Annotated in this window: 24 protein-coding genes; 8 read left to right on the top strand and 16 right to left on the bottom strand. The window is 66.5% G+C overall.

Annotated elements, in window-relative coordinates; all coding sequences use genetic code 11:
* Positions 1–68 precede the first annotated feature (68 nt).
* The 14 genes from RSO01_RS03860 to RSO01_RS03805 all read right to left on the bottom strand — a co-directional run bounded on the left by RSO01_RS03860 (position 69) and on the right by RSO01_RS03805 (position 12,787).
* Positions 69–1,199 carry a glutathionylspermidine synthase family protein gene (locus RSO01_RS03860; protein WP_147146380.1) on the bottom strand — a complete coding sequence of 377 codons (1,131 nt, stop codon included), beginning with the start codon at positions 1,197–1,199 and terminating at the stop codon, positions 69–71.
* A 2-nt stretch (positions 1,200–1,201) separates the two neighbouring features.
* On the bottom strand, positions 1,202–1,513 hold the full coding sequence (locus tag RSO01_RS03855) for a hypothetical protein (RefSeq protein WP_170302824.1): 312 nt from the start codon (positions 1,511–1,513) through the stop codon (positions 1,202–1,204).
* A 1-nt stretch (position 1,514) separates the two neighbouring features.
* Complete coding sequence (locus RSO01_RS03850; RefSeq protein ID WP_147146376.1) at positions 1,515–1,925, bottom strand: DUF350 domain-containing protein; 411 nt, start codon at positions 1,923–1,925, stop codon at positions 1,515–1,517.
* An 18-nt stretch (positions 1,926–1,943) separates the two neighbouring features.
* Positions 1,944–2,711: a glucose 1-dehydrogenase gene (locus tag RSO01_RS03845; RefSeq protein ID WP_147146373.1), complete on the bottom strand. Its 768-nt coding sequence runs from the start codon at positions 2,709–2,711 to the stop codon at positions 1,944–1,946.
* Positions 2,712–2,721: 10 nt separating this feature from the next.
* Positions 2,722–3,534 carry an enoyl-CoA hydratase/isomerase family protein gene (locus RSO01_RS03840; RefSeq protein WP_147146371.1) on the bottom strand — a complete coding sequence of 271 codons (813 nt, stop codon included), beginning with the start codon at positions 3,532–3,534 and terminating at the stop codon, positions 2,722–2,724.
* 49 nt (positions 3,535–3,583) lie between these two features.
* Positions 3,584–4,855, bottom strand: a complete 1,272-nt coding sequence (locus RSO01_RS03835) for an ABC transporter substrate-binding protein (protein ID WP_147146369.1) — start codon at positions 4,853–4,855, stop codon at positions 3,584–3,586.
* 16 nt (positions 4,856–4,871) lie between these two features.
* A complete protein-coding gene (locus tag RSO01_RS03830) occupies positions 4,872–5,708 on the bottom strand; it encodes a carbohydrate ABC transporter permease (protein WP_373867868.1) in 837 nt (278 codons plus the stop codon).
* A complete protein-coding gene (locus RSO01_RS03825) occupies positions 5,705–6,634 on the bottom strand; it encodes a carbohydrate ABC transporter permease (protein WP_147146367.1) in 930 nt (309 codons plus the stop codon). The genes RSO01_RS03830 and RSO01_RS03825 overlap by 4 nt, the downstream gene beginning before the upstream one ends.
* Positions 6,631–7,773, bottom strand: coding sequence for an ABC transporter ATP-binding protein (locus RSO01_RS03820; protein WP_147146365.1), 1,143 nt, complete (start codon positions 7,771–7,773; stop codon positions 6,631–6,633). The genes RSO01_RS03825 and RSO01_RS03820 overlap by 4 nt, the downstream gene beginning before the upstream one ends.
* A 91-nt stretch (positions 7,774–7,864) precedes the next feature.
* Complete coding sequence (locus RSO01_RS47095; protein WP_170302823.1) at positions 7,865–8,560, bottom strand: CBS domain-containing protein; 696 nt, start codon at positions 8,558–8,560, stop codon at positions 7,865–7,867.
* A gap of 20 nt (positions 8,561–8,580) precedes the next feature.
* On the bottom strand, positions 8,581–8,838 hold the full coding sequence (locus RSO01_RS47090) for a hypothetical protein (protein WP_170302822.1): 258 nt from the start codon (positions 8,836–8,838) through the stop codon (positions 8,581–8,583).
* Between the two features lie 20 nt (positions 8,839–8,858).
* On the bottom strand, positions 8,859–9,155 hold the full coding sequence (locus RSO01_RS47085; RefSeq protein WP_170302821.1) for a glycine zipper domain-containing protein: 297 nt from the start codon (positions 9,153–9,155) through the stop codon (positions 8,859–8,861).
* Between the two features lie 161 nt (positions 9,156–9,316).
* The gene (gene trpE, locus RSO01_RS03810) at positions 9,317–10,849 is read right to left on the bottom strand and encodes an anthranilate synthase component I (RefSeq protein ID WP_147146360.1); all 1,533 of its coding nucleotides are present in this window, start codon (positions 10,847–10,849) and stop codon (positions 9,317–9,319) included.
* Between the two features lie 3 nt (positions 10,850–10,852).
* Positions 10,853–12,787 carry a peptidylprolyl isomerase gene (locus RSO01_RS03805; protein ID WP_147146358.1) on the bottom strand — a complete coding sequence of 645 codons (1,935 nt, stop codon included), beginning with the start codon at positions 12,785–12,787 and terminating at the stop codon, positions 10,853–10,855.
* A gap of 122 nt (positions 12,788–12,909) precedes the next feature.
* Between RSO01_RS03805 and tpiA the strand changes: the two genes are divergently transcribed.
* From tpiA to eno, 6 genes are all read left to right on the top strand, one after another.
* Complete coding sequence (tpiA, locus tag RSO01_RS03800; protein ID WP_147146356.1) at positions 12,910–13,665, top strand: triose-phosphate isomerase; 756 nt, start codon at positions 12,910–12,912, stop codon at positions 13,663–13,665.
* A 157-nt stretch (positions 13,666–13,822) separates the two neighbouring features.
* The gene (gene secG / locus RSO01_RS03795) at positions 13,823–14,197 is read left to right on the top strand and encodes a preprotein translocase subunit SecG (protein ID WP_147146354.1); all 375 of its coding nucleotides are present in this window, start codon (positions 13,823–13,825) and stop codon (positions 14,195–14,197) included.
* A gap of 150 nt (positions 14,198–14,347) precedes the next feature.
* Positions 14,348–15,979: a CTP synthase gene (gene pyrG, locus RSO01_RS03790; RefSeq protein WP_147146352.1), complete on the top strand. Its 1,632-nt coding sequence runs from the start codon at positions 14,348–14,350 to the stop codon at positions 15,977–15,979.
* Between the two features lie 138 nt (positions 15,980–16,117).
* Positions 16,118–16,879 (top strand): hypothetical protein, encoded by a 762-nt coding sequence (locus tag RSO01_RS03785; RefSeq protein ID WP_147146350.1) that lies wholly within the window; start codon positions 16,118–16,120, stop codon positions 16,877–16,879.
* Position 16,880: 1 nt separating this feature from the next.
* Positions 16,881–17,822, top strand: coding sequence for a peptidoglycan-binding domain-containing protein (locus RSO01_RS03780; protein WP_147146348.1), 942 nt, complete (start codon positions 16,881–16,883; stop codon positions 17,820–17,822).
* Between the two features lie 138 nt (positions 17,823–17,960).
* Complete coding sequence (gene eno / locus RSO01_RS03775; RefSeq protein WP_147146347.1) at positions 17,961–19,241, top strand: phosphopyruvate hydratase; 1,281 nt, start codon at positions 17,961–17,963, stop codon at positions 19,239–19,241.
* Between the two features lie 99 nt (positions 19,242–19,340).
* Here eno and RSO01_RS03770 read toward each other — a convergent pair whose 3' ends face one another.
* Both RSO01_RS03770 and RSO01_RS03765 read right to left on the bottom strand, forming a co-directional pair.
* Entirely contained in the window at positions 19,341–19,661 is a 321-nt protein-coding gene (locus tag RSO01_RS03770; protein ID WP_147146344.1) for an antibiotic biosynthesis monooxygenase, read from the bottom strand.
* A gap of 1 nt (position 19,662) precedes the next feature.
* Positions 19,663–20,817 (bottom strand): acyl-CoA dehydrogenase family protein, encoded by a 1,155-nt coding sequence (locus RSO01_RS03765; protein ID WP_147146342.1) that lies wholly within the window; start codon positions 20,815–20,817, stop codon positions 19,663–19,665.
* A gap of 68 nt (positions 20,818–20,885) precedes the next feature.
* Here RSO01_RS03765 and RSO01_RS03760 point away from each other — a divergent pair, with 68 nt between their 5' ends.
* Positions 20,886–21,722 (top strand): helix-turn-helix transcriptional regulator, encoded by an 837-nt coding sequence (locus tag RSO01_RS03760; protein ID WP_174825913.1) that lies wholly within the window; start codon positions 20,886–20,888, stop codon positions 21,720–21,722.
* A gap of 153 nt (positions 21,723–21,875) precedes the next feature.
* Complete coding sequence (locus tag RSO01_RS03755) at positions 21,876–22,592, top strand: alanyl-tRNA editing protein (protein ID WP_147146340.1); 717 nt, start codon at positions 21,876–21,878, stop codon at positions 22,590–22,592.
* Positions 22,593–22,627: the final 35 nt, after the last annotated feature.

The following is a 22,627-nucleotide window of genomic DNA, read 5'->3' as shown; positions in this document are numbered from 1 at the left end:
TGGGAGCGCGGGCCTCTGGCCCGCATCATGATCATGAGCGGGCCTGGAGGCCCGCGGTCCGGCAAGATTCAGACAAAATAATGCGGCACGAACCGGCTGTTGTTGTGGGTGATGCGGCGTTCGTCCTCGCGCATGCCGATGCCGGCGGGCTTGCCTTCGATCACCCACGAGCCGACCAGCGCGTGGTTGCCGGCGAACACCGGCAGCGGCTGGTAGGCCTGCCAGACGAAGCCTTCGCTGCCGTAGTCGCCGCCCGCGGTGTCGAACACGCCTGGTCCGACGACGGTGACGTTGTGGCCCTCGCGGCCGAAGATCGGCTTCTTCACGAAGGTTCCGCCGAGGTCGGGATGCTCGCTGTCGAAGGCGGGCAGCAGGTTGGCATGGCCCGGAAAGCCTTCCCACAGCAGCGGCAGCAGCATCTTGTTGCTGAGGATCATCTTCCACGCCGGCTCGAGGAAGGCCGTGGTGTCGGTCAGCACATGCGCGCCGAACGCCTCGCGTGCCATCCATTCCCAGGGATAGAGCTTGCTCAGCACCTGGATCGGCATCTCGTCGAAATCCGTGAAGCGCCGGCCGTTCCAGCCGATCTGCGCGACGGTGAGCGGCTTGCCGGCGAGCCCGGCCTGCAGGGCCGTGTCACGCAGATACTCCGAGGTCGCGAGGTCCTCGGGCTGGTCCTCGAAGCGCGCGAAATGGACCAGGCCCTCGGGCGGCAGGCGGCGCAGCACGCCGCGCCAGGCTTCGATCAGCTTCTCGTGGATCGAGTTGAACTGGTCGGCCTCGGGCTTCACGTCCTTCAGCCAGTACCACTGGATGACGGCGGCTTCGTAAAGCGCTGTCGGCGTGTCGGCGTTGTATTCCAGGAGCTTGGGCGGGCCATTGCCGTCGTAGGCGAGATCGAAGCGGCCGCAGATCGTCGGATCGGATCGCCGCCACACGCGTTCGATATATTCGCCCCAGGCCGGCGGGATGCGCATGCGCTCCCAGAGCTTGCTCGCGACGACGTGCTCGACCGCCTTGAGGCACATTCCGTGCAGCTCCTCGGTCGCGGCCTCGAGCTGGTCGATCTCGTCGGACGAGAAGGCGTAGCAGGCCTGCTCGGTCCAGTACGGCTTGCCGTCCATGACGTAATAGTCGAAGCCGAGCTGCTCGAGCTTGTTCTGCCAGCCCGGGCGCGGCGCCACCGCCTCGCGACGCATCGTCAGCTCGACCCGGACGAGCCGCCTGAGCTGCCCGTCGAGCCGAAGCCGCCGCGCTGGCTCTGCGTCGGCGCAGGTGTGGCCTGGGAGGGGCTTTGCTTGGTCGTCGTCGCCGACTGGCCCGGCGTCGCCGGGGCGGAGACCGACGGGCCGCCGCGGAACAACCAGGGCAGGAGCCAAAAGAAGCCGCTACCGCCTCCGATCGCCGGCGCGCAGGAATAGAGCAGCGCCGCTCCCGCCACGCCCATCAGGACGAGCTTGATGCCGCGCGACATGCGCGGACCGCCGGGGGAATTGGGCGAGGGCATCGACATGTCAGGTCGTGAGACAGGCGGCGCTTATCAAGCCGAAGCAGGCGGCGAATCCGCCGGCCGTGACGCCGGCCGACATCTGGTCGGCTTCGATGGCGCCGCGCAGGTCCGGCAGCATCAGGCGCATCACGACATGAACGATGACCTGCACGACCAGGGCCACCAGCGACCACAGCACGACGTCGACCAGGCTGACCGAATGGGCGATGGTGTTGGCGAGCGGCAGGCAGAAGCCCAGCAGGGCGCCGATCAGGGCGATCGCCGCCGAGGTATTGCCGGCGCGGATCAGGCGAAACTCGCGCCACGGCGTGATCATGACGTAGATCAGCAGGAACAGCCCGGCGAGGGCGAAGCCCACGACCACGTAGCGCACGAAATTGGGGAAGGCCTCTACCAGCCATTGCAACTCGGGCATGGCGAGACTTTCTGCCGGTCAGCCGTGCATGGTCAAGCCACCCGACACGCTGAGCGTCTGCCCGGTGATGAAGGCGGCGTCGTCGCTGGCCAGGAAGCAGACGGCGCCCGGGATGTCCTCGGGCTGGCCGACGCGCTTCATCGGGATGGCGTTGACCAGCGCCGCGCGCATCCGCTCCGCGCGCTCGCCCTCGCCGGCAGCAGCGGCCAGCAGGGGAGTATCCGTGGGCCCGGGACAGACGGCGTTGAGGGTGATGCCCTTGCGCGCCACCTCGCGCGCCACGGTCTTGGTGAAAGCGATGATGCCGCCCTTGCACGCCGAGTAGACCGCCTCCTGCGAGGAGCCGACGCGGCCGGCATCGGAAGCGATGTTGACGATACGCCCATGGCCGCGCGCCACCATGCCCTTCAGCACGAAATGGCTCATGTTCAGTGGCCCGCGCAGGTTGATGGCGATGAGCTGGTCCCACAGCTCGGGCGTGGTGTCGACGAAGTTGATGAAGCGATCCCAGCCGGCGTTGTTCACCAGCACGTCGGTCGGCCCCATCTCGTTCTCGAACTGGCCGATGGCCTTGCCGACCGCCGCGTAGTCGGCGATGTCGACGCTCGAGACGAACGCCTTGCCGCCGGTGTCGGTGATCTCGCCGGCGACCCTGTTGGCGCCGTCGCGGTTCTTGTCGAACACGCCGACCTTGCAGCCATATTCGGCGAAACGACGGCAGATGGCGCCGCCGATCGCACCGCCGCCGCCGGTGACGATGACGTTCTTGCCTGAAAGTCCGCGCATGACGGGTTCCTCAGAGGGGCGAGTAGGGATCGAACTTGGGCTTGCGCTTCTCGAGGTGGGAGGCGAGGCCTTCCTTCACCTCCGGCCCCATGAAGCCCAGCATCTCGAGCGCCGTCGAGGCGTCGAACGAGGGGCCCATCATGCGCAGCCAGTTGTTCAGGGCGTACTTGGTGAAGCGGATCGAGGTCTGTGCTCCCTCGGCGAGCTTGGTGGCGACCTCCAGGCCCTTGGCCTCGAGCTGGTCGTCCTCGACGCACAACGAGACCAGCCCGATGCGTTCGGCCTCCTCTCCGTCGACCGCCTCGCAAAGCAGCAGGTAGTACTTGGCCTTGGCCATGCCGCAGAGCAGCGGCCACACGATCACGGCGTGATCGCCGGCGGCGACGCCGAGCCGTGTGTGGCCGTCGATGATCTTGGCCTTCTTGGAGGCGATCGAGACGTCGGCCAGGATGCCGGCGACCAGACCCGCGCCGACGGCCGGACCACGCATGGTGCTGACGATCGGCTTGGAACAGTTGATGACGTTGTAGACGATGTCGCGCGCCTCCTTCCAGGTCCGCAGCAGCGCGTTGTAGTCCTTCATGTTGTTTTCGATGAGATCGAAGTCGCCGCCGGCCGAGAACACCTTGCCGCCGGCGCCCTGGATGATCACGCAGTTGACCGTGTCGTCGCCGTCGATGTCGCGCCAGACATTGACCAGCTCGGTATGCATGATCGCGTCGGTCGCATTGTACTTGTCGGGCCGGTTCATGGTCACCCGCAGCACCTTGGGATGCGGGCGATCGAACAGCAGGCGCTGGTAGCGTTTTTGCCAGTCGGACATCGAAGTTCCTCCGTTTCCGGAGGAACCTAGCGTTCGAAGACCGCCGTGCCTAGGACTGGCTCGGCAACAACGCCTGCACGTCCTTGGTCATCTGCGGCAGCACGGCGTCGGGCTTGGCCTTCTGGGCCACCACCGACTGCAGGTGATCCTTGATCACATCGGTGATCTTGATGCCGTTGTCGCCCGGGAAGGCGTACCAGCCGGTCGACTTGGGCAGCTGCCTGATGGCGACCATGTGGTTGGGGTTCTTCTCGTAGTACGGCTTCAGGAGCTTGGGATCGTCAGCGGCCGCCAGCGCCGAGGGGAAGTAGCCGGTCGCCTGCACCATCATGGTGGCGCCGATCGGGCCGGTGGCGAACTTGATGTACTCCCACGCGGCCTTCTGCTTGGCGGGATCCTTGGCGAACAGCATGGCGACGTTTCCGCCCAGCGGCAGGCGGCCGTCGGGCTGGGTCGGGAAGGGGCCGGTGATCAGCTTGAACTTGTCGCCGACCTGCTTGGTGACGCCGCCCAGCCGCGAGGTCGAATGGCCCCAGATGCCCATGGTGCCCGAGGTGAAGTCCTGCAGCGACACGCTCTGCGCCACGTCGCGCATGGTGCCTTCGGTCACCATGCGATTCAGCGCGTCGATGGCGCTCTTGCCGGCCGGTCCGTCGAACGCGACCTTCTTCTCGTCGGCGGTCAGCATGGTGCCACCGTTGGAGAAGACCAGCGCCTGCCACATCCAGTTGCCGGTGATGTCCCAGTCGAAATGGAAGCCCTGGACCGGGCCGCCCAGCGCCTTGACCTTGCGCGCCAGCGCGAAGATGCCGTCCCAGTCCGCGGGCAGTGCGGCTGTATCGCCGCCGGCCTTGGTCACGAGATCGGCATTGTAATAGATGATCGGCGTCGATACCGAGAAGCCGATGCCGAGCTGCTTGCCGCCGAAGCGGCCGACGTCGAGCAGGCCGGGCGAATGGCCGTAGTTCTTGAAGTCGGGGTCGGCGGCGATCAACGCATCGAGCGGCTGAGCCAGTCCACGATCGAAGAAGACCCGCTGCCGGTTGAGACCCTGGTAGGCGACGTCAGGCAGCGTGTTGGTGACAGCCGCGCGCAGAGTGGCTTGCGCGGCTTCCTCGTAGGCCGGCAGCGGCGCCAGGAAAGTGACCTTGTATTGCGGGTTGGCCTTCATGAACTCGGCCGCGATCTGTTCGTGCAGGACCTTGAACAGGTCTGGGGTCGAGTAGAGCACCTTGATCTCGGTCTGCGACTGGGCGCGCAAGGCTGGCGCCGCCAGGGTTGCCGCGGCGACGCCGCCGGCGAGCAGTGTGCGTCTCTTCATGGAAGTCCTCCTGTCGTCAGCCTTTCAGGCCGGTGAGGGTCATGCCCTCGATGAAGCGCCGCTGCGCGAACAGAAAGGCGATCACCAGCGGCGCCGTGATGATCGCGGTCCCGGCCATCAGCGGGCCGTAGTCGGTGCCGGCTTCGGTATTGCGCAGGTAGACAGTGCCCAGCGCCGGCATCGCCATGTCGGGCGACGTGACGACCAGCAGCGGCCAGAAATAGTCGTTCCAGTGAAAGACCACGGAGAGGATGCCGAAGGCGACCAGCGCCGGCATCGCCGCGGGCAGCATGATGCGCCAGACGATCGAGAACTCGGAAAGGCCGTCCAGCCGCGCGGCATGGATGAGATCGTCTGGCACCGTGCGGAAGAACTGGCGGATCCAGAAGATGCCGAACACCGAGATGATCGAGGGGAACACTAGCGCCGGATAAGTGTTCAGGAGACCCGCGTGCGACAGCATGATGTAGTGCGGGATCGCCGGCACATGGCCCGGGATCAGCAGTCCCAGCAGCACCAGGGCGAAGAGCGGCTTGGCAAGGCCGAAGCGCAGCTTGGCCAGCGCATAGGCGGCGGGCAGGGCGACCAGCACCTGCAGGGTGAAGATCGCGGCCGTCACTACGACGCCGTTCAGCAGGTAACGGTGCAACGGCACCTTGTTGAATGCTTCGGTGAAATTGCGCGCGGCATCCCATTTCAACGGTAGCAGCCGGATGTCGGTGGTGAAGATCTCGTCGGCCGGCTTTACCGCGAGCGACAGCAGCCAGATGAACGGCGCCAACATGATCACAGCACCGACGGCCAGCACGACGTGGCGGAACACGGCGAAGGGCAGGTGGCGGCGGGCGATCACGAGTAGTGCACCCGCTTCTCGGCGATACGCGCCTTCACCAGCGTCAGCAGCAGGACGAAGGCCAGGAACACCACGGTGATGGCGGCGGCATAGCCCGCGCGGAAGAAGCTAAAGCCTTCCTGATACATCGTGTAGAGCAGGACCTCGGTCGCCTTGTTTGGGCCGCCCTCGGTCAGCACCGCGACGGTGTCGAAGACCTGGAAGCTGCGGATGGCGCTGATGATCAGGACGAACGACAGCGCCGGCCCCAGCATCGGCAAGGTCACGGTGACGAAGCGCGTCCATGGACCGTCGGCTCCATCGACGGCGGCGGCCTCATAGAGATCGCGCGGGATCGACTTCAGGCCGGCCAGCAGCAGCACCATGTTGAGGCCGAGCGCCTGCCAGATGCCGATGCACGCCAGCGAGAACAGAGCCCAGTCGGGATTTTTCAGCCAGTTCTGCTTGGGAAAGCCCAAGGCATCGATGGTGACGTTGATCAGGCCGATGCTGGGATGGAGCATGATCTCCCACACCGTCGCCATGGCGATCAGGGTCGCCGTGACGGGCAGGAAGTAGGCCGCGCGATAGAAGGCGCGACCCGAGGTGCCGGCCTCGATCAGCAGCGCCACGCCGAGGCCGAGACCGACCGACAGCGGCACGACCGCGGCGACATAGAGCACGGTGTTGCCGAGCGACTTCCAGAACACGCGGTCAGCCGCCAGATGGGTGTAGTTGTCGAGGCCGATCCAGCGCAGCGTCGGCGCGCCGAACTGCCAGTCGGTGAAGGACAGCACGACGGTGGCGAGGGTGGGCAGGATCAGGATGCCCAGCAGGCAGACCATGGCCGGTGCGCTCAGCACATAGGCAACGATCGCCTCGGCGCGCGCCTGGCCCGACCGGTGCGTCGTGCGCTCGGTGGCCAGGGGCAGTGCCGTTGTGGTCATAGGCGTCGGCCCGCGCGATCGAACAGCAGGGCGCGGTCCGGCCGCGGCCGCAGGGTCACCGTGGCGTCGGGCGGCACGGCAGCGGCGATCTCCGGCACGCTTCTGGCGACGATGCGATGCTCACCTGCCGTCTCGACATGGACAAAGAGGTCGGACCCGAGATTCTCGCGATGGCGGACCCTGCCGTGGATTCCGCCAGCCCCCAGGCCAGGCGCAACGTCACAATGCTCGGGACGCATGCCAACAGAAACGGCGGTGCCGGCGGGGAGCCGACTCTGGATGGCGAGCGCACCGCCGGGAACATCAATGCCGCCGTCGCTGCGAACTGTTCCGGGCAGGATATTGATCTTCGGGCTGCCGACGAACTCCGCGACGCGCAGCTCGGCGGGGCGGTCGTAGATCTCGGCCGGCGGCGCGACCTGCAGGACCTCGCCGCCCATCATCACGGCGACGCGGTCGGACATGGTCATCGCCTCGACCTGATCATGCGTGACGTAGATACAGGCGACGCCCGAGCGGCGGTGCAGCTCGGCGATCTCGGCGCGTGCGGCCACTCGCAGCTTGGCGTCGAGGTTGCTGAGCGGCTCGTCCATCAGGAAGACGCGCGGGTTGCGCACCATGGCGCGGGCCAACGCCACGCGCTGGCGCTGGCCGCCGGAAAGCTGGCCGGGCTTGCGATCGAGAAACGTCTCGATCTGCAAGGCCTCGGCCGCCCTGCGCACATCGCGAGCGATCGTGCCGGTGGCGGCGCGGGCAACCGGATGCAGGCGCCGGATCAGCGGCAGGCGCTGCCACGACCGCGTGCGGCGCATCAGCAGCGGGAGGCCGATATTCTCGGCCACCGTCATGTAGGGATAGAGGGCGTAGGACTGGAAGACCATGGCCACATCGCGCTCGCGCGGCAGCAGGCCATCGACCGTCTGGTTGCCTAGCGCGATCGAGCCTTCGTCGGCGTGGTCGAGGCCGGCGATAATGCGCAACAGCGTGGATTTTCCACAGCCTGATGGGCCGAGCAGAGTCAGGAACTCGCGCGGCCCGATCTCCAGCGAGATATCGCTCAGCACCCTTGTCTGTCCGAACGACTTGCTGACGCTACGGACGGAGACACCGGATTGAAAGGCATTGGCGGACGAGGTCACGCCCGGTCGTTAACGTTCACCCATTGCGCAACTTTTGCCGTTGCGTTTCAGCAATGTGACCGAATCAATGACAGCCGGGATAACTTGCTCGTCACAGCCCCATTTTGGTCGACGCCGGCATCTGCCGCAGATGGTTGTTCACGCCACGGACGCCCGGCACGTTCTCGGCCGCGATGCCGTAAGCCTTGCGCCCCTGCGCATCGTCGACGAAGCCCCAGAGATCGACGATACCTCCGCTGACGAAGACATGGGTCGGCCATCGCGAGGTCCAGGGACGCTTCTCGAGTGTTTCGACGACGGCCTGTCGCAAGGCCGTGTCGCTTGGCTGCGGCAGCGGCCGGTCGGGCTCACGCGACAGCAGCGCGCACAGCAGGTCGGCGCGGCTCACGATTCCCACCAGCCCGCCGTCGCGAACGATCGGGATGCGCTTGACGCCGTGCCGTTCCATCAGCTCGACCAGCTCGCGCAGCGTGGCATCCGGGCCCGCCGTCACCACCTCCTTGGTCATGACGTCGGCCACCCGCCGCGTATGGGTGGCGACGAAATCGTTGGCAGCCGAGACGTCGCTGTCCAGCAGGCGCGCCAGCCAGTTCTTCCTGGCCGCCGTTCCGATCTCGGCGCGCCGGACGAGATCGGCTTCGCTCACGATGCCGACAACGGCTTTCTTGTCGTCGACGACCGGGACGGCGCTGACGCGCGCGCCCAACAGCAGCTCGGCGGCATCGAAGATCGAATCCCCGACGTTGATGCAGACGATACTTGCAGTCATGACGTCCTTGGCATGCATGGCATTCCTCCTTTCGCGATTCAGCGTCGGCGTACCTGCAGGACGAGGGCCGCGAGCAGGGCGGCAAAGAGATAGGCGCAACCGACGATCAGCGAGGCATGGATGCTCCCCATCGCCTGCGACAGCGCGCGATAACCGGCAAGGGTAAGGAAGCACAGGCTGACGGCGAGCAGGATGCCGACCACGAGATATCCACCCACCGTCGATGCGGCGCGCCGCACGGCCGTGCCGACGGAGAGGGCGCCAAAAGCCGCCAGGGATTTCACCAGGTCCGCCAACAGGGACGATCCTTCCGCACTCATCGCCGCACCAGCACGGCCAGGAGGAAACCGGCCGCTGCCGCCAACGCCACGGCCGCCAGCGGCTGGTCACGAATAGCCTGTTCGAGCTGGCCACGACCCTTGCCCGCCGCGGCAGCAACGGTATCGGCCTTGTCGGCCAGCTCATCGGCGATGCGACGCGCGGCATCGCTGGCAGTCTTGATCGCCTCGGCACCTTCCGCCTTCGCCACTTCCCGAAGCGCTGCCGACAGCTGGTCGAGCTGTTCGCGCAACGCCGTCGGGTAACGGGATGCATCCTTCGCAGACTTGCCCATAGTCGCCTCCTTGCCGGTTGGCGATAAGGCTCGCCGAACTAAAGGCTACGACCGGGAGTTGAGGCGCTGCAGCTTGATCGCCGAGCCGGCAGGGTATTTTCCCGCCAAGCCCATGGCATAGGCAAGCATGGTTCGCGCATGTCAGAGGCCCAAACGGGCCTCTAGCGCCGGATGTTGCCGGCGCTCCACTGGCCGGCGTTGGCGAAACGGACGGCCTCTTCGGCCGCCCGGACCAGGGCGCGGGCCTTCAGCACGCTCTCCTGATACTCGGACTCGAGATCGGAGTCGGCCACGACGCCGACGCCCGCCTGCACATACATCGTGTTGTCCTTCACCAGGCCGGTGCGCAGCATGATGCAGGTGTCCATCGAGCCGTTGGCGGCGAAGTAGCCGGCGCAGCCGGCATAGATGCCACGGCGCACCGGCTCGACCTCGTCGATGATCTCCATGGCGCGCACCTTGGGCGCACCTGACAGTGTGCCGGCGGGGAAGCCAGCCTTGAGCGCATCGATCGCGTCCAGCCCGTCCTCCAGCGTGCCCTCGACGTGGCTCGAGATGTGCTGGAGGTGGCTGTACTTCTCGATGGTGAACTGCTCGACGACCCGCACCGAGCCGATCTTGGCGACGCGGCCCACGTCGTTGCGGGCGAGGTCGAGTAGCATCAGGTGCTCGGCGTGCTCCTTGGGATCGGCCAGGAGCTTGTCGGCGAGCTGCTTGTCCTCTTCGGGCGTGGCGCCGCGCCGGATGGTGCCGGCAAGCGGGCGGATCGTGACGATGTTGTCGCGCAGCCGCACCAGGATCTCGGGGCTGGAGCCCACGATCGAGAAGTCGCCGTAGTCGAAGAAGATCAGGAACGGCGAGGGGTTGATGCGGCGCAGCGCCCGATAGAGCGACAACGGCGGCAGCTCGAAGGGCAGCGAGAAGCGCTGCGACGGCACGATCTGGAAGGCGTCGCCGGCGCGGATGTACTCCTTGCAGGTCGCGACCATCTTCTTGAAGTCTTCCTTCGACATGTTGGCCTGTGGCTCGGGCAGTTCGTCGAGCTCGCTGGCGCTGTCGCGACGGAAGGGCAGGGCACGTTCGAAATCCGAAACGGCATCGGCCAGCCGCTCCTGCGCGGCCTCATAGGCGGCGCGCGCGCTGGTGCCGGCCTCCGGCCAGGCCGGCGTGACCAATGTCACGTTGTCCTCGAGCCGGTCGAAGATGCAGATGATGGTCGGCCGCGTCATGATCGCGTCGGGTAGGCCGATCGGATCGGGGTTCTTGTCGGGCAGCCGCTCCATGTCGCGGACCATGTCGTAGCCCAGAAAGCCGAACAGGCCCGAGGCCATCGGCGGCAGGCCGGGAGGCAGGTCCATCTGGCATTCGCGGACGAGCTGGCGCAGCGTCTCCAGCGGCCGCCCCTCGAGCTTCTCGAAGGCCTGGGCATCGCTGCGGGCGCGGCGGTTGATCTCGACCTGGCCCTTGCGGCAGCGCCAGATCACGTCCGGCTTGAAGCCGATGATCGAATAGCGCCCGCGTACCGATCCGCCTTCGACCGATTCCAACAGGAAGGAGTTGGCGCGGCCGTCGCAGAGCTTGAGATAGGCCGAGACCGGAGTCTCGAGATCGGCGACCAGCTTGGTCGAGACGAGCTGCGGCTTGCCGGCATCGTAGACGCCGGCGAAGGCGTCGAATTCGGGTGAGAGCGACATGGCTTACGGCTGGTTCTGCGGCTTGAAGGCAGCGACGAACGTGGCCTCGTCGACCACCACGCCGTACTTGGTGCGCATGGCTGCGATCAGTTGCAGCAGCAGGTCGTTGGCCACCATCGAATCGAGCTGCTTGCCGAAGCGGTCGAGCGCGTCCTTGTCCTTGCCGAGATCGACCGGCTCGATCTGCTTCAGCCGGACCAGCACGCTGCCCTCGGCCGTCCGCACCGACTGCGTCTTGCCTTCGTGCAGCTTGAACAGCTCCTGCACGACAGGTTGGGTGAGGTAGTTGCCCTGGTCGGCCTCGAAGCGGGACACCGGCTTGGCCGTCCGCATCTCCAGGCCCAGCTCCTTGGCCAGTGCGTCGAAGCCCGTGCCGGCATTCGCCTTCTCCAGCGCCGCCTTGACCTTCGCGTCGGCGAGCTTGCGGCGCTCCTCGGCCTGCCAAGCCTCGGTCACCTTGGCCTCGACCTCGGTCAGGGCAGGGGTGCGGGCGGGCGTGATGCGATCGACGCGCACCATGAAGTACTCGCCGCGCTGGGTCTCCAGCAGCTCGCTCTCCGCGCTCTCGCGCGTGGCGAACGCCGCCTGGACCAGCTCGTTGGCGGCCGGGCCGATCACGATCTGCTTGCCCTCGGCATCCTGGCCGCGGGCATCGACGTTCTCGAAGGTCTTCACCTTGAGGGCGAGGTCTTCAGCGGCGGCCTTCATCGACTGCGTCTTGGCCAGCACGCGCTCGAAATCGGTGACCTGCTTGATCAGGAGGTCGGGCGCCAGCTGGGCGCGCAGCTCCTTCTCGAGCTTCTCCTTGACCTCGTCGAACGGCACCGACTTGCCGGGCGTGATGCTGTTGACGCGCACGATGTGCCAGCCGAGCGGCGACTGGATCGGCGCCGGGCCGACGCCGACCGGCAGGGCGAACACACCGTCGGCCAGCGGGCCGGGCGGCAGGTCCTTCTTGGTGACCGGTCCGAGCTTGATGACGCCGTCGCTGCTGCCCAGCACTTCCTTGGCCGCGTCCTCCAGAGTCTTGCCGGCGGTGACGGCGGCGATGATCGCGTTGGCCTTGTCCTCGCTGTCGGCCATCGCCTGGTCGACGTCGCGCTTCTCGGCCGTGCCGAACTCGCCCTGTCGGGCGTCGTATTCCTGCTTGACCATGTCGGCGGTCACGCCGACCTGCGGCATGACATCGTCGGCCGTCATCATGACGTAGGAGAAGGCGCGGAACTCGGGGATCTGGAACTTGGTCTTGTTGGCCTCGAAATAGGCGCTGAGCTGCTCGGCCGTGGGCTTCGGCACGTCGACGATGATGGAATCGGGGATGTAGATCGTCTCGGCAATGCGCCGCTCGGCTTCCATCTTGAAGATGTCGTCGCGCAGCGACTTGGGCGCGAGCCCGTCGGGTCGCACCGCGCCGAACAACTGGCTGGCCGCGATCTCGCGGCGGATGTCGTTGAGGTATTGGGCCTCGCTGATGCGCGCCTGCTGCAAGCGATTGCGGAACAGCAGGCGATCGAACGCGCCGCCGGTTCCGGCGAAAGCGGGATTGCGGGCGATCGCGGCGTAGACCTCTTCATCGCTCACGACCAGGCCGAACTGCTGGATGGTATAATCGAGCACGGCGCGCTGGATGACTTCTTCCAGGGCGCGCACATGCAGGCCGAAGCGCAGCGCCTGCTCGGGCTCGGGCCGCTGCCCGGTCTGGCGCTGGATGCCTTCGAGCTGACGGTTGAACTGATCCTTCACCTCGTTGACCGACACTGACGCGCCACCGACCCAGCCATAGACCGGGATCTTGGTCCCGCCGACATGCGCGATCTCGGTGCTGCGGCCGCCCATGCGCAGCATGTCGCCGACGCCCCACAAGGCGAAGCTGACGATCAGCATGCCGAACAGGACGAACAGGATGATGAAACGGGCGTACTTACGGAACGTATTCACGGAACAGGCTTTATGAGCGGTGATCGGGCGGTTTTGTCAGGCGGGCATGCCTACCATCCGACCCTGTGGCAGGCAACCAATGGGCCTGCTAGACCACCCAGCAACACAATTCGGGGATTTTCATGGCACGGACGCGGCGGCCGCTGATTGCCGGCAACTGGAAGATGAACGGCCTTCGGGCCGACGGCTTGGCTCTGGCGAAGGGCGTGGCCGATGGCGTGAAGCAGGCGGGCTGGAGCGACCGTGACGTGCTGGTCTGTCCGCCGGCGACGTTGGTTCTTGCGGTGGCGGAGGCGGTGAAGGGCAGCGGCGTGCTGGTCGGCGGCGAGAACTGCCATGCCAAAGCGAACGGTGCCCATACCGGCGAGATCGCGGCCGAGATGCTGCACGATTGCGGCGCCACCTATGTCATCGTCGGCCATTCCGAGCGGCGCGCAGACTGCGGCGAGACCGACGCCATCGTGCGAGCCAAGGCCGAGGCGGCATGGCGGGCCGGATTGGTGCCCATCGTCTGCATCGGCGAGACGCTGGCCGAACGCGAGGCCGGCAAGACGCTGTCGGTGCTGGAGACCCAGCTCAAGGGCAGCGTTCCGGCCGGATCGACGGCGGCCAACCTGGTCGTCGCCTATGAGCCGGTCTGGGCGATCGGCACCGGCAAGACACCGACCACGCCGGAAGTGGCCGCAGCCCACGCGCATATTCGCAAGGTGCTGGGCGGCCTGACGGGGGAGGCGGCCCAATTCCGACTCCTATATGGCGGCTCGGTGAAAGGCAGCAACGCCGCCGAGCTGTTGGCGGCGGGCGACGTCGACGGCGCCCTGGTCGGCGGGGCCAGCCTCAAGGCGGACGAATTTTTGGCTATCGCCAAGGCGGCCTAAAGCGGCTAGAAGCGCGCGCTACATCACTTATCCTCATCCTGAGGAGCCATGCGGTGCAGGGCGTCTCGAAGGATGGGCAACGGCAAGGCAGGTTGCCACCCTTCGAGACGCATCGCTGCGCGATGCTCCTCAGGGTGAGGTATCCCGGTAGGACGAAATGGACGCGGTTCGAGGCTTTTTGCACGATTGGCGGCTGGTGTTGCTGATCATCCATGTCGGCGTCACCGCCGCGATGATCGTCGTCATCCTGCTCCAGCGCAGCGAAGGCGGCGGCCTGGGCATGGGCCGCACCGACGCGCTGTTCTCGGTGCGCGGCCAGGCCAATGTGCTGTCGCGCATGACCGCGATCTTCGCCGGCTGCTTCTTCTTCCTCAGCCTGGTGATGGCCTGGAGCATGACCGACACGCAGCGCAACACGCGCTCGATCATCGATCGTATTCCCACGGCGCCAACTGCGCCCGGCGCGCCCGCGACCGGTGGTGCCGCTCCGGCGCCCGCTGCGCCTGCCGCTCCGGCGGCGCCGACCCGATAGCCCGCCCGCCTTCGCCAAGAAGGCTACGGCGGGCAAGCCCGCCCATCTTTGCCGAGGCTACGGAGGGCCTGCCCGCCGTAGCTCCGCCAGGAGCGAAGGAGGGGATATCCCCATGGCCGCGCGCCGAAACGTTTTGTATGCTGTAAGCCCATGACGCGCTTTATTTTCATAACGGGCGGCGTGGTTTCCTCGCTTGGTAAGGGTCTTTCGTCGGCGGCGCTGGGCGCGCTGCTGCAGGCGCGCGGCTATCGCGTGCGGCTGCGCAAGCTCGATCCCTATCTGAACGTCGATCCCGGCACGATGAGCCCGTATCAGCACGGCGAAGTCTTCGTCACCGACGACGGTGCCGAATCCGACCTCGACCTCGGCCACTACGAGCGCTTCACCGGCGTCGATGCCCGGCAGAGCGACAACGTCACGACCGGCCGCATCTATTCGACGGTGATCGCCAAGGAGCGTCGCGGCGAATATCTCGGCGCCACCGTGCAGGTGATCCCGCACATCACCGACGCCATCCGTGAATTCATCGTCGCCGACACCGAGCAGGAGGACTTCGTGCTGGTCGAGATCGGCGGCACGGTGGGCGACATTGAAGGCCTGCCGTTCCTCGAAGCCATCCGCCAGCTTGGCAACGAGCTCGGCCGCGAGCGCACGATGTTCGTGCATCTGACGCTGCTGCCCTGGGTGCCGACGGCGGGCGAGCTCAAGACCAAGCCGACGCAGCATTCGGTGAAGGAGCTGCTGAGCGTCGGTATCCAGCCCGACCTCCTGGTTTGCCGTTCGGGCGACAAGGAGATCCCGGCCAACGAGCGGCGCAAGATCGCCTTGTTCTGCAACGTCAAGCAGGAGCGCGTCATCGAGGCGCGCGATGTCGACACGATCTACCAGGTGCCGATCGCCTATCACGATCAGGGCTTCGACGCCGAGGTCTGCCGCTATTTCGGCCTGGAGGCGGAAAAGGAGCCCAACCTCGAGCGCTGGCGCGGCGTGGTGCGTTCGGTACGCGAGCCCGAGGGCAAGGTGACCATCGCCGTGGTCGGCAAGTACACGGTGCTGCTCGACGCCTACAAGTCGCTCAGCGAGGCTCTGACCCACGGCGGCTTCGGCAGCAACGTGAAGGTCGGCCTGGAGTGGATGGACTCCGAGATCTTCGAGCGTGACGACGCGGTCAGCCATCTCGAACATGTGCACGGTATCCTGGTGCCGGGTGGCTTCGGCGAGCGCGGCACCGAGGGCAAGATCCATGCGGTGCAGTTTGCGCGCGAGCGCAACGTGCCGTTCCTGGGCATCTGTTTCGGCATGCAGATGGCTGTGATCGAGGCAGCCCGCAACCTGCTCGGCCTGGAAGGCGCATCGTCGACCGAATTCGGCCCCTGTGAGCATCCAGTGGTCGGCCTGATGACCGAGTGGATCAAGGGCAATCAGCTCGAGAAGCGTTCGGCCAACGGCGACCTCGGCGGCACGATGCGACTTGGCGCCTATCCGGCCCATCTGCGGCCGGGCACCAAGGTGCACGAGATCTACGGCGCCGACGTGATCAGCGAGCGCCATCGCCATCGCTACGAGGTCAACGTCAACTACAAGGACCGGCTGGAGCAGGTCGGCCTGCGCTTCTCCGGCATGTCGCCGGACGGCATCCTGCCCGAGATCGTCGAGATCCCGGGCCACCCCTGGTTCATCGGCGTCCAGTACCATCCGGAGCTGAAATCCCGGCCCTTCGCACCCCATCCGCTGTTTTCGTCGTTCATCGGGGCAGCCAAGGCGCAGAGCCGGCTGGTTTAATTCCGCTGTCATCCCGAGCGAAGCGAGGGAACTTTGCTCATGGCCTTAAAGTTCCCTCGCTTCGCTCGGGATGACAGCTTTTTGATAGGCGCTTTCAGGACGTATTTCCGTCATGTTCTTCGGCTGGAATTACCGGTCATGAACCGTCTCTTTGCGCTATTCATCCTCGCTGCTGCGACCGTGGCTTCGGCCATCTGGGCGCAGTCGTTTGCGCAATCGCAGGGCAAGGCCGAGCGTCGCGATGCGATCTTCCTGCGCTTCCCGGAGATGGCGCAGCGATACTGGGAGAATCCCGAGACCAACGCCGCAAGCCACAAGGTCGTGGCCGTGCCTATGCCGCGACAGTGCACCTTCCTCTATGCCGATTCATACTCCAAGGGCCAGATGAGCGAGCGCGAAGTGCAGGAGCTTGCCGTCTCCAACTGTAACCGCAAGCTCTCGGAGCTCGGGCCGCTCGGCGAGAACTACAGCGTCGATTGCCGCTGTCAGGTCGTGATCAGCAACGAGCAATACGTCGTGCCGCGCAACACGCTGCCGACCGAAGCCTTTGGCCCGGTCTCGATCTTCTATCGCGATCCGACCGGCAACGTCGCCCGCCTCAACGGGCTCGCCCGCTACGGCGCCCTGATCGGCCGCGACCGCTCGGTCACCTTCAGGGTCGACAATCCGCGCGGCGAGCAGGTCTGTGAGGGCACCTTCACTAACGATTCGCCCGCCACCGGCCGCTATTCGATGTCGTGCTTCGGTGGCAAGTTCACCAGCAACGGCACCTATCAGAGCAAGACCGGTTCCCCCAACGACCACATCATCGCCCGCGGCCACACCGGCCAGGGGCAGCCCGTGGCCATGGTGATCGGCCTGCCGGCCCAGCTCGCCGGCGGCCTTTATGGGGGTATCTGACATGCGCTTCCTGGCTGTCCTCGCCATCGTCGCCTTCGTCCCCGCGGTCGCGCTGGCCCAGAGCGCCGGTGAGGTCGAGCGCTGCTTTCAGAATCCCGGGGCCTGCGCCCAGGGCGGAGGCGGCGGCGGCGCACCGGCAGCGCAGGCGCCCGCCACCGGTGGTGGCGGCGGTGGTGGTCACGTGGTGAGCCGGCCGACGGCGCCGGCGCCGGACTACACGACCGTGCTGCAGAGCCCCGACCCCGATCGCCGCAAGATCCAGGAATCCCTGCGCACACTCGACAAGTACAACGGCCCGATCGACGGCAACCTGCAGTCCGATGCCACGATCAAGGCGATCCAGGACTGGCAGAAGGCCCGTGGCAGCAATCCGGTCGGCAAGCTGACGCCGCAGGAGGCGCAGCAGCTCAACGCCGAGGCGGCGCGCACGCCGATCCGGCGAGTCGATCCTTCGACGCAGACGGCGACCGCACCGGCCGGGCCGACGCCGTTGCAGCCGGCGCCGAAGTCCAATGCCGATGCGCTGAAGGATCTGCAGGCGCGTCTCGCCGAACGGCGCAAGGCGGCGGAGCCCAAGGCCGAGGCAGCAACGCAGTCGCTGATCCGCGACCTCAAGGCCTATGTCGCGGCCGACGGCAAGGGCGTGGCGGGCGATCAGTTCGCCGACTTCGCCAAATGGTACGCCGACACCAAGGCTGCCGGTCGTGCGGTCGGCGAGATCGCACCGGTGATCGACGACTACGGCGACGCCAAGGCCGGCGCCGCTGTCGCAAGCGAGGTCCTGCTCGAGACCAAGAAGGGCGCGAGCAACCAGTCGCAGTGCCTGGTCTTCGCCTGGATCGAGGGCAATCCGCGCAAGGACCCGAAGGTCTTCTCCTGCGACGACGTCGCCGGCGTCGAGAAATGGAAGACTGACCAGTCGCTCAAGAGCGCCTGGCGTTAACGGGAGCGCGGGCCTCCGGCCTGCCTCATGATCATGAGCGGGCCGGACGCCCGCGCTCCCAAAGACGCCACCATCCCGTCACTTGCTCCTTACCGGTCCGGCCGCTAGACAAGCCGCGCACGAAGGAGTTTTAGCCCGATGAGCGTCATTGCCGATGTCCGCGCCCGCGAGATCCTCGACAGCCGCGGCAATCCCACGGTCGAGGTCGAAGTCGAGCTCGACAGCGGCGCCAGGGGCCGGGCGGCGGTGCCGTCGGGCGCCTCGACCGGTGCGCACGAGGCGGTCGAATTGCGTGACGGCGACAAGAAACGCTACGGCGGCAAGGGCGTCCTGAAGGCGGTCGCCGCGGTCAACGCGGAGATCATGGACCTGCTGGCGGGCCTCGACGCGCGCGAGCAGATCAAAATCGACCGCGCCCTGATCGAGCTCGACGGCACGCCCAACAAGGGCCGCATCGGCGCCAACGCCATCCTCGGCGTGTCGCTCGCCGTCGCCAAGGCGGCTGCTATGGATGCCGACCTGCCGCTCTACCGCTATGTCGGCGGCAGCCAGGCTTCGATCCTGCCGGTGCCGATGATGAACATCATCAACGGCGGCGTTCATGCCGACAATCCGATCGACATCCAGGAATTCATGATCATGCCGGTGAAGGCGAACCGCTTCGCCGAGGCGCTGCGCATGGGCTCGGAGATCTTCCACGCCCTGAAGAGCCAGCTCCACGACGCCGGCCACAACACCAATGTCGGCGACGAGGGCGGCTTCGCCCCCAACCTCGCCTCGGCCGACGAGGCGCTGAGCTTCATCATGAAGTCGATCGAGCAGGCGGGCTACAAGCCCGGCGAGGACGTCATGCTGGCGCTCGATCCGGCCTCGACCGAGTTCTTCAAGAAGGGCAAGTACGAGCTCGAAGGCGAAAAGAAGTCGCTCGATCAGGCGGGCATGGTCGAGTACTACGCCGACCTGGTGAAGCGCTATCCGATCGTCTCGATCGAGGACGGCATGGCCGAGGACGACATGGCCGGCTGGAAGGCGATCACCGACAAGCTCGGCAAGAAGATCCAGCTCGTCGGCGACGATCTCTTCGTCACCAATCCCAAGCGCCTGGCGCAGGGCATCAAGGACGGGCTGGCCAACGCCATCCTGGTCAAGGTCAACCAGATCGGCACGCTGACCGAGACGATGGAAGCCGTGTCGATGGCGCGCCACGCGTCGTACGGCGCGGTGATGTCCCATCGTTCGGGCGAGACCGAGGATTCGACCATTGCCGACCTCGCCGTCGCCACCGGCTGCGGCCAGATCAAGACCGGCTCACTGTCGCGCTCCGATCGTCTGGCCAAGTACAACCAGCTCCTGCGTATCGAAGAGCAACTCGGCCCGCAGGCGCGGTACGCCGGCACTTCGATCCTGCGCGGTCACTGATCTCATCGGAGCGCGGACCTCCAGGTCCGCATCATGTCATCCTGAGCGTAGCGAAGGATCTCATGCCGTAGCAAACGGCGATGAGGTCCTTCGCTGCGCTCAGGACGACTGATTTGTCTCGAACGCGACCTCGTAGTGAGTCGCGAAGTCGTCGAAGTTCGACAGCACCGCGCGCGCCTCGGGTTCGACGACCGACTTCGAGATGTCGGGGCCGGTGAACGCCTCGATCGACTGTCGCGACTCCCAGAGCGTCAGGGCGATGAGTTCCGTGTCGCCGTCGACTTCGCGGCGCAGCAGCCAGGCGCCGCGATGTCCACCAAGGTCCTTGAGTTCCGCCGTCACGGTTCCGGTGAAATGCCGAACATAGGCGTCGGCATTCGCTGCATCGGCGGCGCGGCCGCGCCACAGGCGGGCGATCATTTCAGGTCACTCCTTCGAACTGGGCTTCACCGGCAAGCTGGCGGCCGATCACCAGCCGCTGGATGTCGGACGTGCCCTCGTAGATCGTGGTGACGCGCACGTCGCGATAGATGCGCTCGACCGGGAAGTCGTTGAGATAGCCGTAGCCGCCATGGATCTGGATGGCGGCCGAGCACACCTTCTCGGCCATCTCCGAGGCGAACAGCTTGGCCATCGACGCCTCCTTGAGGCAGGGCCGGCCCTCGTCGCGCAGGCGGGCGGCGTTCAGCACCATCAGTTCGGCGGCCTGCAGCGAGGTCGCCATGTCGGCCAGGCGGAAGGCCACGGCCTGGTGCTCGATGATGGCCTTGCCGAAAGTGCGGCGCTCCTTGGCATAGGCCAGGGCGGCGTCATAGGCGGCGCGCGCCATGCCGACCGATTGCGCGGCCACGCCGATGCGGCCGCCTTCGAGGTTGCCGAGCGCAATGCGCAGGCCTTCACCTTCCTCGCCCAGAATCTGGTCGGGCAGGAGCTCGCACTTGTCGAACACGACGTGGCAGTGATCGGACGAGCGCTGGCCCATCGTGTGCTCGACGCGCGCTACCGTGTAGCCCGGTGTCCTGGTCGGCACGATGAACGCAGAAATTCCCTGCTTGCCCGCCGCCGGATCCGTCACGGCGAAGACCAGCGCGATATCGGCGCTGCGGCCGGACGTGATGAACTGCTTGCTGCCGTTCAGGACAAACTTATTGCCGACACGCTCGGCACGCGTCGTGATGGCGGCGGCATCGGAGCCCGCGCCAGGCTCGGTGAGGCAGAAGGCGCCTAAAAGTTCGCCGCGGGCGAGGGGGCGCAGGAAGCGTTCCTTCTGCTGCGCCGTGCCGTGCCGCAGGATGGGCAGGCAGACCAGCGAGTTGTGCACCTGGAACGCGGTCGACGACGCACCGTCCGCCGCCGCGATCTCCATGATGGCGAGCGCGTAGGAGACGTAGTCGGTGCCGGCGCCGTCGAACTCCGCCGGCACGGTCATGCCCAGCATGCCGAGCTCGCCCATGCGCGCAAAGGCCTCGCGCGGGAAGCGCGGTACGCGATCGCGTTCGGCGGCCGTCGGCGCCAGCTCGCGGGCCGCAAACTGGCGGGCCATGTCGCGGATCTGGCGCTGGCCTTCGGTCAACATGGCCGCAGGCTAGGAGGGCGGCGATGGCCGGTATTGGCGAAAATTGGCCAAGCCGGGTATCTTCAGGCGTGGCCCGCAGCGATCCTAGGAACTCCACGGAATACTGGTGGGACCGGCATCTCACCGGCCTCAGCCTGATGCGCGCCGACTTCACGACCCACGAATATCCGCCGCACATCCACGAGGCCCTGGTCGTCGCCGTGACCGAGAACGGCGGCTCGGTGGTCAAGAGTCGCGGCCAGGTCGAAGAGGCGACACCGTCGACGCTGTTCGTCTTCAATCCCGCCGAGCCGCACGCGGGATGGATGGGCTGGAGCGCGCGCTGGCAGTATCGGTCGATGTATCTCACGCAGGCCGCGCTTGGCCAGCTCGCGGCCGGGCTGGGCATCGAACGCGTGCCGTACTTCACGCACAACATCTTCGCCGACCGCGACCTGATCGAGGCCTTCATGGCGATGCACTGCGCCATCGAGGAGGGGCGCGACGTGTTCCATGAGCGCGAGCTTCTGGTCGGCAGCTTCGGCCGGCTGTTCCGGCGCCATGGCAGCGGCGGCAGTCGTATCCCGCCGGCGCCGGTCGATCGCCAGTTGCTGGCGCGCGTGAAGGATCGCATGCATGCCGACTACGCTTCGGAGCTGCGCCTGGAGGACCTGGCGGCCGAGGTCGGACTGACGACGTTCCAGCTCATCGGCCTGTTCAAGCGCACCGTCGGGCTCACGCCGCACGCCTACCTGACGCAGGTCCGGCTCAACATGGCGTGTCGCCGACTGCGGCATGAGCCGGTCCTGGCCGACGTCGCGACCGACGTCGGCTTCTACGACCAGAGTGCGCTCAACAAGCATTTCAAGCGCTGCTACGGCATCACGCCCACGCAATTCGCGCGCGCCGCAGCTGCGGCCGCCTAGCACTCGATGTCATCCCGAGCGAAGCGAGGGACCTTTCCTGTTGCCTAAAGGCCCCTCGCTGCGCTCGGGGTGACAGCGGGACTCGTCGACACGCGATCTCAGCATCGGCAATTTTCGCCAATACCCTCGCCGCAGGGCGGCCTATCAGGCCGCATGCACCTCTTTTGTCATGAGCAACCCGAGATCCTGACCGTGCAGACCGACGTGGCCGATGCGCGCCCCGGCAAGGTCGCGCTGGTCCAGTCGCCGTTCTATCCCGGCGGCGGCGGACAGCTCGCCGACCGCGGCGTCATTCGTTGGCAGGGCGGCGAGGCGAGGGTCACGGGCTTCGAGATCTCGGCCGGCAAGCTGTGGCACCTTCTCGACAGCCAGAGTGAAATCGCCGGCAGCGTCGAGGCGGCCGTCGATCCCGATTTCCGGCGCATGATGCGCCAGCTCCATACCGACACGCACGTGCTGAACGCCTTGGTGTTCCAGAGCTTTGACGGCGCGCTGGTGACCGGGGTGCAGATGGCGGAGGACGGCACGGCGCGCATGGACTTCGACATCCAAGGGGCAGACAGCGATCGCCTGCGGGCGCTGGAAGGGCCGATCAACGACCTCATCCGGCAGGACATCCCGGTCCGCTTCGCCTATGTGCCGATGCACGAGGCCCAGGCCGAAGCGGGCCTGATCCGCAGCCGCTCCGTCGCGCCACCGCCCACGCCCGACGGCAAGGTCCGCATCGTCGAGATCGTCGGGCTCGATCGACAGGCCTGTGGCGGCACACATCTCGCCTCGACCGGCGGATCTCCGCCCATCCGCATCCTCAAGATCGACAACAAGGGGCGGCACAACAGGCGGGTGAGGATCGGGCTTTCGCGCGCCTGAGCCGCGAAAAATCTTGACTCCTCAACACCATATGT

Origin of the sequence: Reyranella soli (assembly GCF_007992495.1) — a bacterium.
Taxonomy (GTDB): domain Bacteria; phylum Pseudomonadota; class Alphaproteobacteria; order Reyranellales; family Reyranellaceae; genus Reyranella; species Reyranella soli.
This window is presented reverse-complemented; position numbering and strand designations above follow the sequence as displayed.